Origin of the sequence: Mesobacillus boroniphilus JCM 21738, assembly GCF_000517385.1 — a bacterium.
Taxonomy (GTDB): domain Bacteria; phylum Bacillota; class Bacilli; order Bacillales; family Cytobacillaceae; genus Mesobacillus; species Mesobacillus boroniphilus.
The window spans coordinates 110,257-123,365 of sequence record NZ_BAUW01000001.1 but is presented as its reverse complement, the minus strand read 5'-3'; the positions used below and the strand labels follow the sequence as shown (position 1 = coordinate 123,365).

Genomic DNA, 13,109 nt, shown 5'->3' with positions numbered 1-13,109 from the left:
GAAATTCTGCAGAGGAGGATGTGTATCGATGGCAACCAACCATCCTGATCGCCCGAAAAAACATGAAGCCCTTGAACAATGGTTTAAATCCATGAATCAGCTAATGCAGGAGAAGCCGGTAAAAGGCATACTGCAAAGCATTGATGATTTTTTCAGACACCCATTTCCCCATGCACCCTTCAATGTTGGGGTGCATGAAACAGAACAGGAATATATTGTGACAGCAGAATTGCCAGGGGTTAAAAGAGACCAGATATCCATAAATATAATTAATAACTCCCTGACAATATTAGTCAATCAGACGGATGTCACTTCGGAGATCAATGATGTCGCCAAGACGGAGAAGCACATGGCTTCTGCGCGGCGTTTGAGCAGGACGATTCCCTTTTCTGTTCCTGTCAATGAAAGGAAGACCCGAGCTTCCTATCGTGACGGGCTGCTAGAGGTCAAGATTGCGAAAAAACCAGGCAAGAAGATTGATATTTTAGATCAGGAAGAATGAAATGAAAAACATCGTATCCTTATAGCAGACGGAGCCCTCGCATAAGGATACGATTACACCTTTATCGTACCCTTATAGCAGACGGAACCCTCGCATAAGGATACGATTACACCTTTATCGTACCCTTATAGCAAGAGCGGAACCTCGCATAAGGATACGATTACACCTTTATCGTACCCTTATAGCAAAGCGGAACCTCGCATAAGGACATTCAATCAGAAAACAAGCAGGCCAATGACCTGCTTGTTTTTTGTTCCTATAGCTTTCGATTCTCATGATAGCATTTCGGGAAATCAAAGCGCTCCCCATCCCACCTAAACTTTGAACATCCCGCCAAGACCTTTAACCAGCGAAGAAACCTGGGTCACGGCATTCATCATCTGTCCTGCAGTATCTACCATTTTGTTGACATCCAAATTGCCATCCTGGCTTTTGAAAGAGTTCATGATAGACTGCAGGCCAGAGGGCTGCTTAGGCATGAACGCATATTGTGGATATGGATTGAAGTTCTGATAATCTGCCTGGGGGTTATAGTACCCGTAGATCGGGTCACCCTCAGGTTCAAGCGGGTTTTGAAAAAGCATCTTAGAGTAGTCATTCTTGCTGCCAACCATCGGATTAGGCTGATTCCAATAAGGATTCCCTTGTTGCATATATGGATTCATCGGGTTGCCCTGCTGCATATATGGATTCACGGGATTCTCCTGCTGTATATATTGATTTTGCCAATTTACTGGCATCGCATTCCAATATGGAGTGTTATACTGTTGAGGGAGCGGTTGCTGCCGGTTCAAACCTTGGTTATTCCCATAAAAAAATTCTGATCGTGATTATATTGATATTCCCACCATTGTGGATGATTGGTATTGGTCTTATTTCTGCGGCCAAACATCGCGAACATCCTCCTCCAAGTTTTCATTGCGATATTATATGTCATTGCCGCCCAGTTGGTGATAAGGCTGGAAGGTACTTCCGATTTTGTCTAATGATGAAATATGTTGTCGGAAGTTTCAATTTTTGAAAAATAGATGACAATTCGATTTTCATGATACGATTATTTCAAATGATGGAGGAGGATGAAATATGAACGTTCACGAACTAAAAAATCTATTTGCCGAGACAAAAGAATACACTCCGGAACATGTAAATGAGTTGCTCGATTTTACTAAAAAATCGTACATTCAGAAAGAAATTACCATTGTAGAATACCGGAACCTGGTTCGTGAACTGGAATTGCAAGGAGCTTTCATTCCCGAGGATCAGAAAGAAATATCCATATAAAAAGATGGAAGCACCAAAGTCGCGCCCTCTGGTGCTTCTTTATATTCACTGCCTTGCTTTCTCGACGGCAATGATCATGCTGTTCAATATGAATTCAACTGATTGAATCTGATCCAGGAATCTTTTCTTGCTTGTTTCAGGAAAAAAAGCCTGGACAGAAATGACTTCCAAATAGTCGGCCGCTGTTTCAATTTGATTAGCATGAAGATTCTTCGGATTATTCTCCCTAATCCATTGGCCTGCAGATTTTCTCCATGCATCTGCAGAAAGTTTAACTTCATCAGCAAAAGGCTTTACTTCAGAATGAAAGTCACCCCTTGCTCCCTCTTCCTTTGAATGTTGAAATCGTTTATGAGCCGTCTCCAAATCAACCAGCAGTTTTTTGGATAATATAAGAATGTTATTCTCCATTTCCACTTTAATCACACTTTCTTTAAACATATTTTAATGTTTTTACTATACAAAAAAAGCAGCCTTCTGTTAAGAAAGCTACTTAAAGATGATATGATTCCATTCTAATATAAATTAAAAACTTAATTCAAGTTTTAGAGAGGAATGCTCTGACTTTGCTTGTAATTCAGATTTTATAAACTTAGGCAGCTTGCCTTCCATTCCATCTAAAAAAATGCCTGTTTCTGATAACTGTGATGAATGTTTCAGGCACATCGTTTCCCGTATTTCCATTAAAGATTCATGCAGGTTGATATCCGTCTCTTCAAGATTATGGGCCATATCAGTCAACATCCCTAAAATCTCTTCTTTCTCAATTCCTGGTCTCATCGATCAATCTCTCCCAACTAAAGTTATTTTAAGGTCTGGCAGTATGCACCCTGCTGAACGATAACGAATCCTTTATTATGAAATATAGGAACTTAACTTGTAAATTCTACTTCTTGCTTAAACATCCTTCACGGTTGACAAAACTAGAAGCAATTCGCCAAACAAAGTGCTTTTCAGCGTCAATTTTTACAGCCTTCGACAATCAATTACCGAATGAAAAAACAGCAAATGAACAAACTAATCTCGGGAGGTGTTCACATGAATAAAAAACAACAGAAAACTGCGCAGCAGCCTAATAAAACGGCTGAGAAGAAAACAGGATATGGCGACAAAAAGCTTGAAGGTACAAACCGTCCAGCAGAGTGAACCATAAAGCGGAAGCGACTCGATCAGCCCGACTTGCGCTGCCCGCCTAAAACGCCACATCGTGTGGCTGTCGGGTTTGCACGTCGTGTGCCTTAGAGGGCCGACCGGTGAAGTCGGTGTTTGACTTCATTGGGCGGACCGAAGCGACTCGAGGGGCTAGGCGCTGGAGCTGGATTAAGACAAAAAGCAAGGAGCTCCCTTGCTTTTTTGTTTGTATCAATTTGAAGTGAATAATTCCTTTACCGATATCATGGCATGTAATTGTTTTTGCTTTTTTTTTGTACCATTCCGTTAAGTGAACAGGATGTCTGTGGTTGAGTTCCTGGCTAAACCACTTTTTGTGAAATTTCCTTTCCTTATACCAGTCACCTTGTTGGTGAAAATGATGCTGAATGATTGGATAGGTACAGCGAAGAAATGGCGTATCTCTTTTTTTATCATAAGGAAAGTACTGTTCATAATCATGTCTTGAAGCTGTATGTTCTGTTTGGAGCGCGAATTCCAGAAATAACGGATAATACCTGCTGTCAAATAAAATTGACGCAAGCCGCTTCCCAAGATTTATTCTTTTGCTCACGGATTTGAATCCATTCACACTTGCCCCGTAGAGTTCTCCCTCACACGTTGGAAAAAGGACCGTACTGAAATGCAGATAATCTTCAAAGGAAAACATCATTGTGTTAAATACTCTCTTTTTATATACCGGATGTCTAATAACAGGATTATGGATCACATTTTGTTCATTGATGATCAAAGCAGTCATTAGCCTTTTTTATCTCCACGATCCCAAAATACCTGCCATTCTTTTTCCATAAAACTTGAAACATCCAGGTATTTCAGCAAGTGAAACATTGGTGAGCTTTTTTTCGTCGAATAAGAGTATAAAAGGAGCTGCGAAAAGGCATCACGGAAAATCAGCCAGTTGGCTCTTTCATATGTGAGAAACAACCGCTGGCGTATAGGAGGAGCCAGCATTTTTGGGTACCAGTCTCCCTCAAGGTCGCACATATTATAGCCGCCATTCCTTGAAACCATGCTGGCCAGGAATGCCCAAATCATTTCGGGATACTCCAGATAAAAATCAAGATACGCTCTAGTTCTTGAGATATTGTCCAAATTTAGGTCATCAGTTTCCAGCCTTATCTTTTGTATGATCTCCGCTTCATGGTCAGGCAGCTGATGAAATTGAGGATTTTGGGTTATTGACACACCTTTTCTCTTCCTTTTCTATAGGTTCTTTATAGGGTGATGTGAAATGAGGCTTTTTATTCAACCAAATACCGTTGATATTTGGTATGATATAGAGTAGTCTGCGAGGTGGTCAGCTTGATATTCAATTATCCAAATGGTAAGAAATATTCACCAAATACAAATAAAGAGCCGGCAAAAAAAGCCAGAGTGCAAAAAAATGCAGCCTATAGCAATAGAGGAATGACATTGGAGGAGGACTTGAATGAAACAAACTCCTACTATGTTGACCGGGGCATAGCAGTCATCCATAAGAAACCGACACCCGTTCAAATCGTTAATGTGGATTATCCGCGCAGGAGTGCAGCTGTTATAAAAGAGGCATACTTTAAACAAGCTTCTACTACAGACTATAATGGAGTTTACAAGGGAAGGTACATTGATTTTGAAGCCAAAGAGACTAAGTTTTCAACATCGTTTCCATTGAAAAACTTCCATGAACATCAGATTGTCCATATGAAAGCTGTGCTTGAGCAAGGAGGTATATGTTTTGTCATCCTTCGTTTCTCCTCGGAAGAAGAGATATACATGCTGGAAGCGAGCCATTTGCTGACTTTCTGGAAAAGAATGAAAAATGGCGGCAGGAAGTCAATCACAAAGGAAGAAGTCTTTGAATTCGGCCATCAAATACCCCTTGGCCTTCACCCAAGGATTGACTATATAAAAGTTATCGATTATCTTTATAAACTTAGTTAGTGTTTTTATTGCGAGAAAGGAATGATCTATAAATGGCACAAAAACCTCAAACTAGAGAGGAGCGCCGAAGACAACAGGCAGCCAAGACTAAGAAAACAAAAGGCAAGAAAGCGAATAAAGGAATGTTCAAGAAAATTTTCCTCACGCTGATTGCCCTGGGCATCATCGGCATGTTGACCGGAATCGCTACCTTCGCTTTCATGATACAGGATACACCAAAACTTGATGAGTCCTTGCTCAAAGACCCTATATCTTCTAAGATCTATGATAAAGATAAAAAGCTTGTAACAGAAGTAGGCTCGCAGAACCGGGATTATGTAGCATATGAGGATATACCAAAACTAGTGGAAAACGCCTTTTTAGCGACAGAGGATGTAAGATTCTATAAACATAATGGTATCGACATCATCCGCCTTGGAGGAGCCGTTATAGCAAATATAACTGACGGCTTTGGATCCGAAGGGGCTTCCACCATTACGCAGCAAGTTGTCAAAAACTACTTCCTTGGCTTTGAAAAAACGATCTCAAGGAAAGCACAAGAAGCATGGCTAGCTTACCAGCTCGAACAAAAGTATACAAAACAGCAAATCTTTGAAATGTATGTAAATAAAATCTATATGTCAGAAAATATGCACGGTGTCCTGACTGCATCAAAGACATACTTTGGAAAAGATGATTTAAGTGAGCTTGAGCTTCATGAAGCCGCCCTGCTTGCTGGTATGCCTCAGAGTCCTAATAATTACAATCCTTTTACCAACCCTGAAAAGGCGGAGAAACGAAGGAACACTGTATTATATCTGATGCAACATCATGGCTTCATTTCACAGGAACAGAAAGAAAATGCACAAAAGATCCCTGTTGAATCCAGCCTCGTGAAGGAAGAAAACAGAAAGAATAAGAACGAAGAACCATTCGATGCATTTGTTGACATGGTAATCGAGGAAGTAACAGAAAAAACCGATTTTGATATTTTTTCCGATGGACTTGAAATTTATACAACACTAGATCAAAATGCACAGAAACATGTAGAGACCATCCTTAATACAGATGCTGCTGTACAATTCCCTAACAATGAAATGCAAGCTGGCATTACGCTGCTTGATACGAAAACCGGTGAAATCCGCGCAATAGGCGGCGGCAGGAATCAGCAGGTCAAACGCGGTTTGAATTATGCGATTGATGTAAAAAGACAGCCCGGATCAACCATCAAGCCAATCCTTGACTATGGACCGGTGATTGAGCATTTACGCTGGGGTACCTATCATATGCTTGAAGATAAGCCTATGACCTATTCTAACGGCGAACCGATAGGTAACTGGAATGACAAATACAATGGCATCATGACAATGAGATCAGCCTTGCTAAATCAATCAACATCCCTGCCCTGCAGGCCTTCCAGGCAGTAGGTGACGAAAAGGCAAGGGAGTTCGGAGTTAAGCTTGGTTTAACACTAAATGATCCAATTTTTGAATCTGCTTCTATTGGGGCTCATGAAATTGCTCCGATTGAAATGGCTGGTGCATATGCAGCCTTTGGTAACAATGGTTTCTTTACAGAGCCATACTCAGTCAAAAAGGTTGTACTTCGTGACAAGACAGAAATTGATTTGACACCGGAAACTGAAGTGGTTATGAAAGATTACACTGCATTCATGATTTCCGATATGCTTAAGACGGCGATCAAGCAAGGTACAGGAGCAACTTACGCAAACATCCCAAACCTTCATGTTGCCGGAAAAACAGGAACAACAAACTACACGCCGGAAGATATCAAAAAATGGGGAATTAAAAATGACGGTGTCCCTGATTCCTGGTTTGTAGGCTATACAACAAGGTATACGGCATCCGTCTGGACCGGTTATAGCGACAGAAAGACGGCACTGTACGGTAACGAACAAAAAATATCACAGACTCTCTTCAAGAATCTGATGACCTATGTATCTAAAGACGTAGATACACCTGATTTCACTGTTCCAAAGAGTGTGGAAAGAGTTAAAATCGAAAAAGGTACAATGCCTGCAAAGCTTGCAAGTGATTATACTCCAAAGGATGAAATCCTTTACGAGTGGGCTGTAACGGGCAATGTTCCTAAGGAAACATCCAAGAAGTTTGAAAAGCTTGAAACTCCTTCAAAACTTGAAGCAAAATACGATGAAACAAAAAATGAGATCATCCTGAGCTGGGAATTCAATCAGGAGAATAAAGAAGATATCAAATTCGAGGTTACCGCATCCCTTGATGAAGGTCCTGAGCAACCACTGACCACTACAGCTGAGACAGGCTTGAAAATCGCCAATGTAGTTCCAGGCGGAATTTATTCATTCAAAGTCACAGCGCTACGTGGTGAACAGCGGTCTGACCCTGCCACTCTAAAAGTCGAAGTTCCAGAACCACTACTGCCAGAACCAGAAGATGGCGAGAATGAAAATGAAGAAAATGAAAACGATGAAGGAAATGAAAATGGCCAAGGGAACGGAAACGGAAACGGAAATAACAATGACAATGACAATGACAATGACAATGGTGAAAGTGTAGGCGATGGAAATAATGATGGTAACTCCAATGGTGATGGGGATGAAGATTGATCACCCTTCCAAAACTCAATAAAACGACAAAAAACAAACGTCCTGAGTCAATCAGGACGTTTGTTTTTTGATCTATTTAAAATCGTTTGTTTGGCAAACAGCTTTTCCTGTTCATTGAACAATTCAGCAAGTTGTTTATAAGAATGAAAAAGTGTGGGTCTCGATACGATAAAATCAAGCCTTTCTTCTACATTCACCGGCTTAATTTTACAATCTTTGATACAATACTTATCTGGACTCAGGCTATTTGAACTTATAAGGAACTGTTCAAATAAATCTATTGCCCTCTTCATAAATGGCAGTGCCTTATCGCTATCCCTGTTCTGGAAGTGAATATCTAGTTCATCCTTGGAATGCCTCCATTCACTGAGGACCCTCTCCACTGCTTGTACAAAATCCTGGGAGGAAATATCTGTTCTTTCCATCATGCTTTGGCTCTCATTCTTTTTTTGCCCTCTCTGCATACCTCCAATAAAGGACATGTTTCACACTTGGGATTCTGTGCTTTGCAGTGGTATCGTCCAAAAAAAATCATTCTGTGATGCGTAATGGACCATTCTTCCTCAGGAACCTTTCTCATCAATGTCCTCTCAACCTCAAGAACTGAATCCTTCCAGCGGCAAAAAGCCACGCGTTTGCTGACCCGCTCCACATGTGTATCAACTGCAATAGCAGGAATCCCGAAAGCAACTGAAACCACGACATTGGCTGTTTTACGCCCAACGCCAGGAAGCTTCGTCAATTCATCCCTGTCCCGCGGAACCTCTCCTCCATATTTATCGATGATCATCCTGCAAAGTTTTTGGATGTTTTTCGCTTTATTGCGATATAATCCAATTGACCGGATGTCCTGTTGCAGTTCGTCCAATGAAACACTCAAAAAATCCTCAGGACTTTTGTATTTTTGGAATAAGTTTTTTGTCACCCTATTCACCAGGGCATCAGTACACTGAGCAGATAGGGCGACTGCAATGACAAGTTCAAAAGGATTAGAATGAACCAGCTCGCAATGCGCATTAGGAAACATCTTTCCCATTTCATCAAGGCAAAACCGGATTTGCTGTTTATTTAACATATATTTCACCACGACTTTCAATATGAATTAAGACATTACACCTCGAAAAGAACTTAAAAAAAGAGAGAATAGATGAATTCTCTCGTTAGCATTACTGTTCAAGCCAGTTATAAAACGGAACAGGATTCGCAGAAACTTTAGGCTCTTCCTTCCCTGCCTTTAGAGCACCCTGATGCTGCCTGAATTTCCTTCCATAACTTTTGGCTTGTTCGATTGTCTTGATCCCGTTCTTCTTCCATTCAAAAAGAATCCGGTCTATGTACCGAAAATTCAATTTACCAGAAATGACAGCTTCTCTTAATGCAGCTTTAATGATGATAGGATCATGGTGATCGTCATCCATCCACATTGCCAGTGACTCACACTCAAAGGGTGAAAGCGGCCTGCCGAATTCCCTTTCAAACGTTGTATATAAATCTGTTTCTTCCTTCTGGTTGGTCATCTCTTGTTCCTGTTTCCGTTTGAGCATAAACTGGTCAAACAGCTTTTCCCACAACGGTTCCAGGGAATATTTTTCATATCTGATTCCGTCCGTAGAATTCCCGTCACTTATTGATATAAACCCTCTTTGAATCAGGGATCGGAGCAAATCTGTACATTCGAAAGCCGATATCGTCATGCGGGCTGCAAGTTCCGTAGGCGTAGGAAATTCATTTCCTTTTTCAGAAAAATAGAATACATGAAGTAATAATGCTAATTCTTGTTCGTTCAATCTCATTTCTTTGTACTGCGTAAGCAATACAGCAGGAATTGTAACATTCCCCTCTTTCAGCCAATCTAACATATCTGCTTTTTTCATTCCGGACACCTCTTTTCATAGTATAGCATGAACAAGCCCGGCTGGTAATAAAATAGAAAAAGATTAAAAAGGGAAATTAGTCGAAAAATAACGAAAAGGAGAGCTGATACAGACAAAATAAAACATGATTCCCCAAAATACAACAAGGCCCGCACTGTACGGGCCTTTTCGTTTTTTTATGGGTAAAGACGGATCAGTAAACGTGAAATGGGATCTTTTCAAGTACGTGTTCTACCCCGCTGATTCTCGCTACAGTTCTTTCAAGTCCAAGCCGGAAGCCCGAGTGCGAGACAATTTAAGCCTTGCTTTCAATAAATTGATGAATTCTGCTGATCGCTTCCTCCAACTGCTCAAGGGATGTAGCGTATGACAGTCGCATATAGTCTGGAGCTCCAAAACCTGAGCCAGGAACTACTGCAACATTCGCTTCTGTCAGCAATACTTCTGCAAACTCATCCACATCCGTGCAGCCCGTCATAAGAGCCGCTTCTTTTGCATTAGGGAACAGGTAAAATGCTCCCAGAGGCTTTATACAGCTGATTCCCGGTATTTCATTCAGCTTGCCGTGGATGATTTCAAGTCTTTCCTCAAAAGCCGTACGCATAGTCTCTACCGCATCCTGTGACCCTCGGTAAGCTTCAATTGTCGCATACTGTGCAGGAGTCGTTGGATTTGATGTGCTATGGCTTGCCAGGTCAGTCATTGCATTGATGATTTTACTATTACCTGCTGCATACCCGATTCTCCAGCCCGTCATTGAGTGCGACTTAGAAACTCCATTGATAATGATCGTCTGCTTCTTAAGTTCTTCTGAGAGTTCAGCAATGGATATATGCTCAGCATTTCCATAAATTAATTTTTCATAAATCTCATCAGAGATAATCAGGATTCCATTCTCAAGACATACATCACCAAGAGCCTTCAATTCCTCTCTCGAATATACCATTCCGGTAGGATTGCTTGGGGAATTAATGATGACCGCCTTTGTCTTGTCGGTGACCTTTTCCTTTAGTTGTTCAGGAGTGATTTTGAAGTTGTTCTGTTCTAGCCCTTCCACGTAGACAGGATTTCCTCCTGCAAGCTTCACTTGTTCAGGATAGCTGACCCAATAAGGAATCGGAATGATCACCTCGTCACCTTCATCAATAAGTACTTGGAACAGGGTGTACAAGCCATGCTTAGCTCCGCTTGTTACGATGATTTCATTCAACTGATATTCAAGTCCTTGATCACCTTTTAACTTCGCTGCGATTTCCTTTTTCAACTCCGGCAGACCGCCAGATGGTGTGTACTTAGTGAACCCTTCATTCATGGACTTAACAGCAGCATCAATAATATGCTGCGGTGTATTGAAGTCAGGTTCACCCGCTCCTAGTCCTATCACGTCTTTCCCTTGCGCTTTTAATTCTTTTGCTTTTGCGGTAATTGCCAAAGTTGATGAAGGAGTGAGTGCTCCCACTCTGCTGGCTAATTGGATCTCCATCCCTTTACCTCCTATTTTTTCTTTACATGTGGCTACTATTGAATCTTTAATAATATCGTATTGTCCAACATCTCTTCTTGAATCAAAAATTTGCAAATGAGAATCACAAATTATCAATGGCCCTCAGTTTTTCACCTGTATCGAAATCGACATAATAATAATTTATTGTGTCATTGTTGTTTCGGTAAAAAATTTCCCATGCCGGCCTGTCCGTCTTTTGAATTCTGGCCATGCCGAGCCTTACTTCAATAATTTCATTCGGATTTTTTTCCTGATATAGTTTATTTAAAGCTTCTTTTTTCGTGATACCATTTTTAGCATTTCGCGTGATAACTTCGCTGTTTTTTTCATTGATCCAAACATAAACAACTTCCTGTTTGGCATTTTTCCCGGTCATTACATAATAAGTCTCTTCACCACTATACAAACTGAAGTTTGTAAAATCTGAAAGGTTAGTTTCTTTTAAAGCAATTTGGACAGCCTCTTTTTCTGCTGCCTTCACTGGTTCAACCGCGTTTAAGTATACATTGACCAGAATCCCCACAATTGTAATAACAATGAGGATACTGAAAAATATCCATTTCTTCAAATGTATCCCCTTCTTTATGTATGCTTTTTACATATATTAAACAAGACAACAGCTTAATTAATCAAGTGCGATAAATAGTGAAAATTGCTTTTTCTTTGTCATCCTGATCCAATGCAAGACCGAACATTAGGTCATCACGCTTTAACGTCCTGTTTAGGGCATCTACAATTTTATACAAATCAGGACTATTCTGGACCTTTACAGTCGAAAGTACTTCAATTTTGCTTTCCATGCCCGCTTCCTCTCCTCTCACACAATTTTTGTCATTTATATATGAGCGTTCAGCCGGCAACAATACAATTAACACCACTTATTATATCAGGAGATGGTCCTCACTGGTAAAAATATTGCTGACATTAGAAAAGCGCAATCGCCTTGGTCAGCCCCGATAAGCGCTGGAGGGCCGACCAGTGAAGTCGCTCTTTGACTTCATTGGGCGGACCGAAATCGAAAAGTATAGCCGACTGCCAAGAAACGCTGAAACTGGAGACTCCGACAAAGAAGCGCTTTTTGCTTCTGCCGGCGGAGTTGAAGTTTCGGAGTTTCTAGGAGGCGACACTAGAAAAGCGTCTCGAGGGGCTAGGCGCTGGAGCTGGATTAAGAAAACCTGGATAGTTATCCACATTGAAATTATTTTATAATTTCCTATTAAACAAAAAATCTATTCTAGTCCAAACATCTAAAATGGCTGCGCAGAATATGCGCAGTTTTTCTTCAGCCCATTTTATGATTTCGAGACCTACATCTCAAGCTAAATTGTACAAAAATTACTGTAAATCAAAACAGCTATTATTCTTCACTCAAAATTGTAATGACATCATAGGTTGAATCGGTAAGCTTAATTGTTACAGTACCATGCTGCTTTGTGAAATAAACATCAATCCAGGCTTCATGCAGCATCTCCACTAAATCAGGATCTGGTTTAATCGAATTTGATTTGAAGATGACTGCGAGTTGGGGATCAAGATGCTTAATCAGCAAATCTGAAAAAGAACCTTTTGCAGCAAAAAACGGCAATTTGACAATATTGACATTCTTCAGTGGTTCGGCAAGAAATGCTTGTTCAGAAGCATGACTGGCTGAACTAACATAAAAAATTTGATGATGGAAAAATTGAAAAGAAATATCTGTGCCTTCATTCTCTTCACTGCCATTGAAAATGACTTCGGCAGTCAACCCAGGCATTAGCTTTAACAATTCTCCCTGCTTCCAGCTTTGGACCTTCACTTCAGTCGGGATTGAAGCTTCTGCAAGAACCTGATTACCAGCTTTCCCAGTAAATATCCTGCTTACATTGTATTTCTGGATTAATTGTTCGAGGTTCTCCTGCCCAGCATTCGCAGTCAAAATAATCGTCGATAAATCATTTACATGAAAAAGAGCAAGCAGCTGCTCAAGCTCTTTGAATGTACCATTGCCACCAGTATTCACCAGTATATTCTCACCATTAGCATGCTGAATCAGTGCCGCCTCTCCATCGCTTATTGCTAAGAATGTAAATGCCAATTCGTTTCTTTTCAGATTGACATCCACCCCTTCAACCTCAACGGGAGCAGAAGGAGATTCATAGGGAAAATAATACCAATTCATAAATGCCAGGATTGCTAATAAAAGCTTCATGTAGACTCCTCCAATTACTTCTAGCTTTAGAGTGCGTCATTTGGCTGAAATTATAAAAGGCTTTAAAAAAAGGAGTTCAATATTGG

At 40.7% G+C, this 13,109-nt stretch carries 16 protein-coding genes and 2 pseudogenes; 7 read left to right on the top strand and 11 right to left on the bottom strand.

Annotated features, from left to right (window positions below; all coding sequences use genetic code 11):
- Window positions 1-28 precede the first annotated feature (28 nt).
- Complete coding sequence (locus tag JCM21738_RS00695; protein ID WP_023627587.1) at window positions 29-502, top strand: Hsp20/alpha crystallin family protein; 474 nt, start codon at window positions 29-31, stop codon at window positions 500-502.
- 314 nt (window positions 503-816) lie between these two features.
- Here JCM21738_RS00695 and JCM21738_RS24950 read toward each other — a convergent pair whose 3' ends face one another.
- Complete coding sequence (locus JCM21738_RS24950) at window positions 817-1,197, bottom strand: YppG family protein (protein ID WP_052019526.1); 381 nt, start codon at window positions 1,195-1,197, stop codon at window positions 817-819.
- Window positions 1,198-1,585: 388 nt separating this feature from the next.
- On the opposite strand from JCM21738_RS24950, the gene JCM21738_RS00685 reads away from it, so the two are divergent.
- On the top strand, window positions 1,586-1,783 hold the full coding sequence (locus JCM21738_RS00685) for a YppF family protein (protein ID WP_023627585.1): 198 nt from the start codon (window positions 1,586-1,588) through the stop codon (window positions 1,781-1,783).
- Window positions 1,784-1,828: 45 nt separating this feature from the next.
- On the opposite strand, the gene JCM21738_RS00680 is transcribed toward JCM21738_RS00685, so the two are convergent.
- Complete coding sequence (locus JCM21738_RS00680) at window positions 1,829-2,194, bottom strand: YppE family protein (RefSeq protein ID WP_031308454.1); 366 nt, start codon at window positions 2,192-2,194, stop codon at window positions 1,829-1,831.
- A gap of 114 nt (window positions 2,195-2,308) precedes the next feature.
- Window positions 2,309-2,563, bottom strand: coding sequence for a hypothetical protein (locus JCM21738_RS00675; RefSeq protein WP_023627583.1), 255 nt, complete (start codon window positions 2,561-2,563; stop codon window positions 2,309-2,311).
- Between the two features lie 473 nt (window positions 2,564-3,036).
- Here JCM21738_RS00675 and JCM21738_RS26455 point away from each other — a divergent pair, with 473 nt between their 5' ends.
- Window positions 3,037-3,159 carry a hypothetical protein gene (locus JCM21738_RS26455; RefSeq protein ID WP_256360154.1) on the top strand — a complete coding sequence of 41 codons (123 nt, stop codon included), beginning with the start codon at window positions 3,037-3,039 and terminating at the stop codon, window positions 3,157-3,159.
- 110 nt (window positions 3,160-3,269) lie between these two features.
- On the opposite strand, the pseudogene JCM21738_RS00670 reads toward JCM21738_RS26455, so the two are convergent.
- A pseudogene (locus JCM21738_RS00670) lies at window positions 3,270-4,138 on the bottom strand (DUF2515 family protein); the annotation flags it as partial.
- A 117-nt stretch (window positions 4,139-4,255) separates the two neighbouring features.
- On the opposite strand from JCM21738_RS00670, the gene recU reads away from it, so the two are divergent.
- From recU to JCM21738_RS27825, 3 genes and pseudogenes are all read left to right on the top strand, one after another.
- Window positions 4,256-4,873, top strand: a complete 618-nt coding sequence (gene recU, locus JCM21738_RS00665; RefSeq protein ID WP_023627580.1) for a Holliday junction resolvase RecU — start codon at window positions 4,256-4,258, stop codon at window positions 4,871-4,873.
- A 32-nt stretch (window positions 4,874-4,905) separates the two neighbouring features.
- A pseudogene (locus JCM21738_RS00660) lies at window positions 4,906-6,945 on the top strand (penicillin-binding transpeptidase domain-containing protein); the annotation flags it as partial.
- Between the two features lie 95 nt (window positions 6,946-7,040).
- Complete coding sequence (locus JCM21738_RS27825) at window positions 7,041-7,457, top strand: hypothetical protein (RefSeq protein ID WP_500778538.1); 417 nt, start codon at window positions 7,041-7,043, stop codon at window positions 7,455-7,457.
- Window positions 7,458-7,504: 47 nt separating this feature from the next.
- On the opposite strand, the gene JCM21738_RS00655 is transcribed toward JCM21738_RS27825, so the two are convergent.
- The 6 genes from JCM21738_RS00655 to JCM21738_RS22895 all read right to left on the bottom strand — a co-directional run bounded on the left by JCM21738_RS00655 (window position 7,505) and on the right by JCM21738_RS22895 (window position 11,635).
- Window positions 7,505-7,885: a YpoC family protein gene (locus JCM21738_RS00655; RefSeq protein ID WP_052019525.1), complete on the bottom strand. Its 381-nt coding sequence runs from the start codon at window positions 7,883-7,885 to the stop codon at window positions 7,505-7,507.
- On the bottom strand, window positions 7,882-8,532 hold the full coding sequence (nth, locus tag JCM21738_RS00650) for an endonuclease III (RefSeq protein ID WP_023627577.1): 651 nt from the start codon (window positions 8,530-8,532) through the stop codon (window positions 7,882-7,884). The genes JCM21738_RS00655 and nth overlap by 4 nt, the downstream gene beginning before the upstream one ends.
- Before the next feature lie 91 nt (window positions 8,533-8,623).
- Window positions 8,624-9,331: a DnaD domain-containing protein gene (locus tag JCM21738_RS00645; protein ID WP_023627576.1), complete on the bottom strand. Its 708-nt coding sequence runs from the start codon at window positions 9,329-9,331 to the stop codon at window positions 8,624-8,626.
- Between the two features lie 295 nt (window positions 9,332-9,626).
- Window positions 9,627-10,808 (bottom strand): pyridoxal phosphate-dependent aminotransferase, encoded by a 1,182-nt coding sequence (locus JCM21738_RS00640; protein ID WP_031308451.1) that lies wholly within the window; start codon window positions 10,806-10,808, stop codon window positions 9,627-9,629.
- Between the two features lie 109 nt (window positions 10,809-10,917).
- The gene (locus tag JCM21738_RS00635) at window positions 10,918-11,403 is read right to left on the bottom strand and encodes a cell wall elongation regulator TseB-like domain-containing protein (RefSeq protein ID WP_023627574.1); all 486 of its coding nucleotides are present in this window, start codon (window positions 11,401-11,403) and stop codon (window positions 10,918-10,920) included.
- Between the two features lie 61 nt (window positions 11,404-11,464).
- Entirely contained in the window at window positions 11,465-11,635 is a 171-nt protein-coding gene (locus JCM21738_RS22895; RefSeq protein WP_023627573.1) for a YpmA family protein, read from the bottom strand.
- Between the two features lie 178 nt (window positions 11,636-11,813).
- Between JCM21738_RS22895 and JCM21738_RS00630 the strand changes: the two genes are divergently transcribed.
- Window positions 11,814-12,044 carry a hypothetical protein gene (locus JCM21738_RS00630; RefSeq protein ID WP_023627572.1) on the top strand — a complete coding sequence of 77 codons (231 nt, stop codon included), beginning with the start codon at window positions 11,814-11,816 and terminating at the stop codon, window positions 12,042-12,044.
- 148 nt (window positions 12,045-12,192) lie between these two features.
- Here the strand turns inward: JCM21738_RS00630 and JCM21738_RS00625 are convergent, their stop codons facing one another.
- Window positions 12,193-13,023 (bottom strand): ComEC/Rec2 family competence protein, encoded by an 831-nt coding sequence (locus tag JCM21738_RS00625; RefSeq protein WP_023627571.1) that lies wholly within the window; start codon window positions 13,021-13,023, stop codon window positions 12,193-12,195.
- Between the last annotated feature and the right edge of the window lie 86 nt (window positions 13,024-13,109).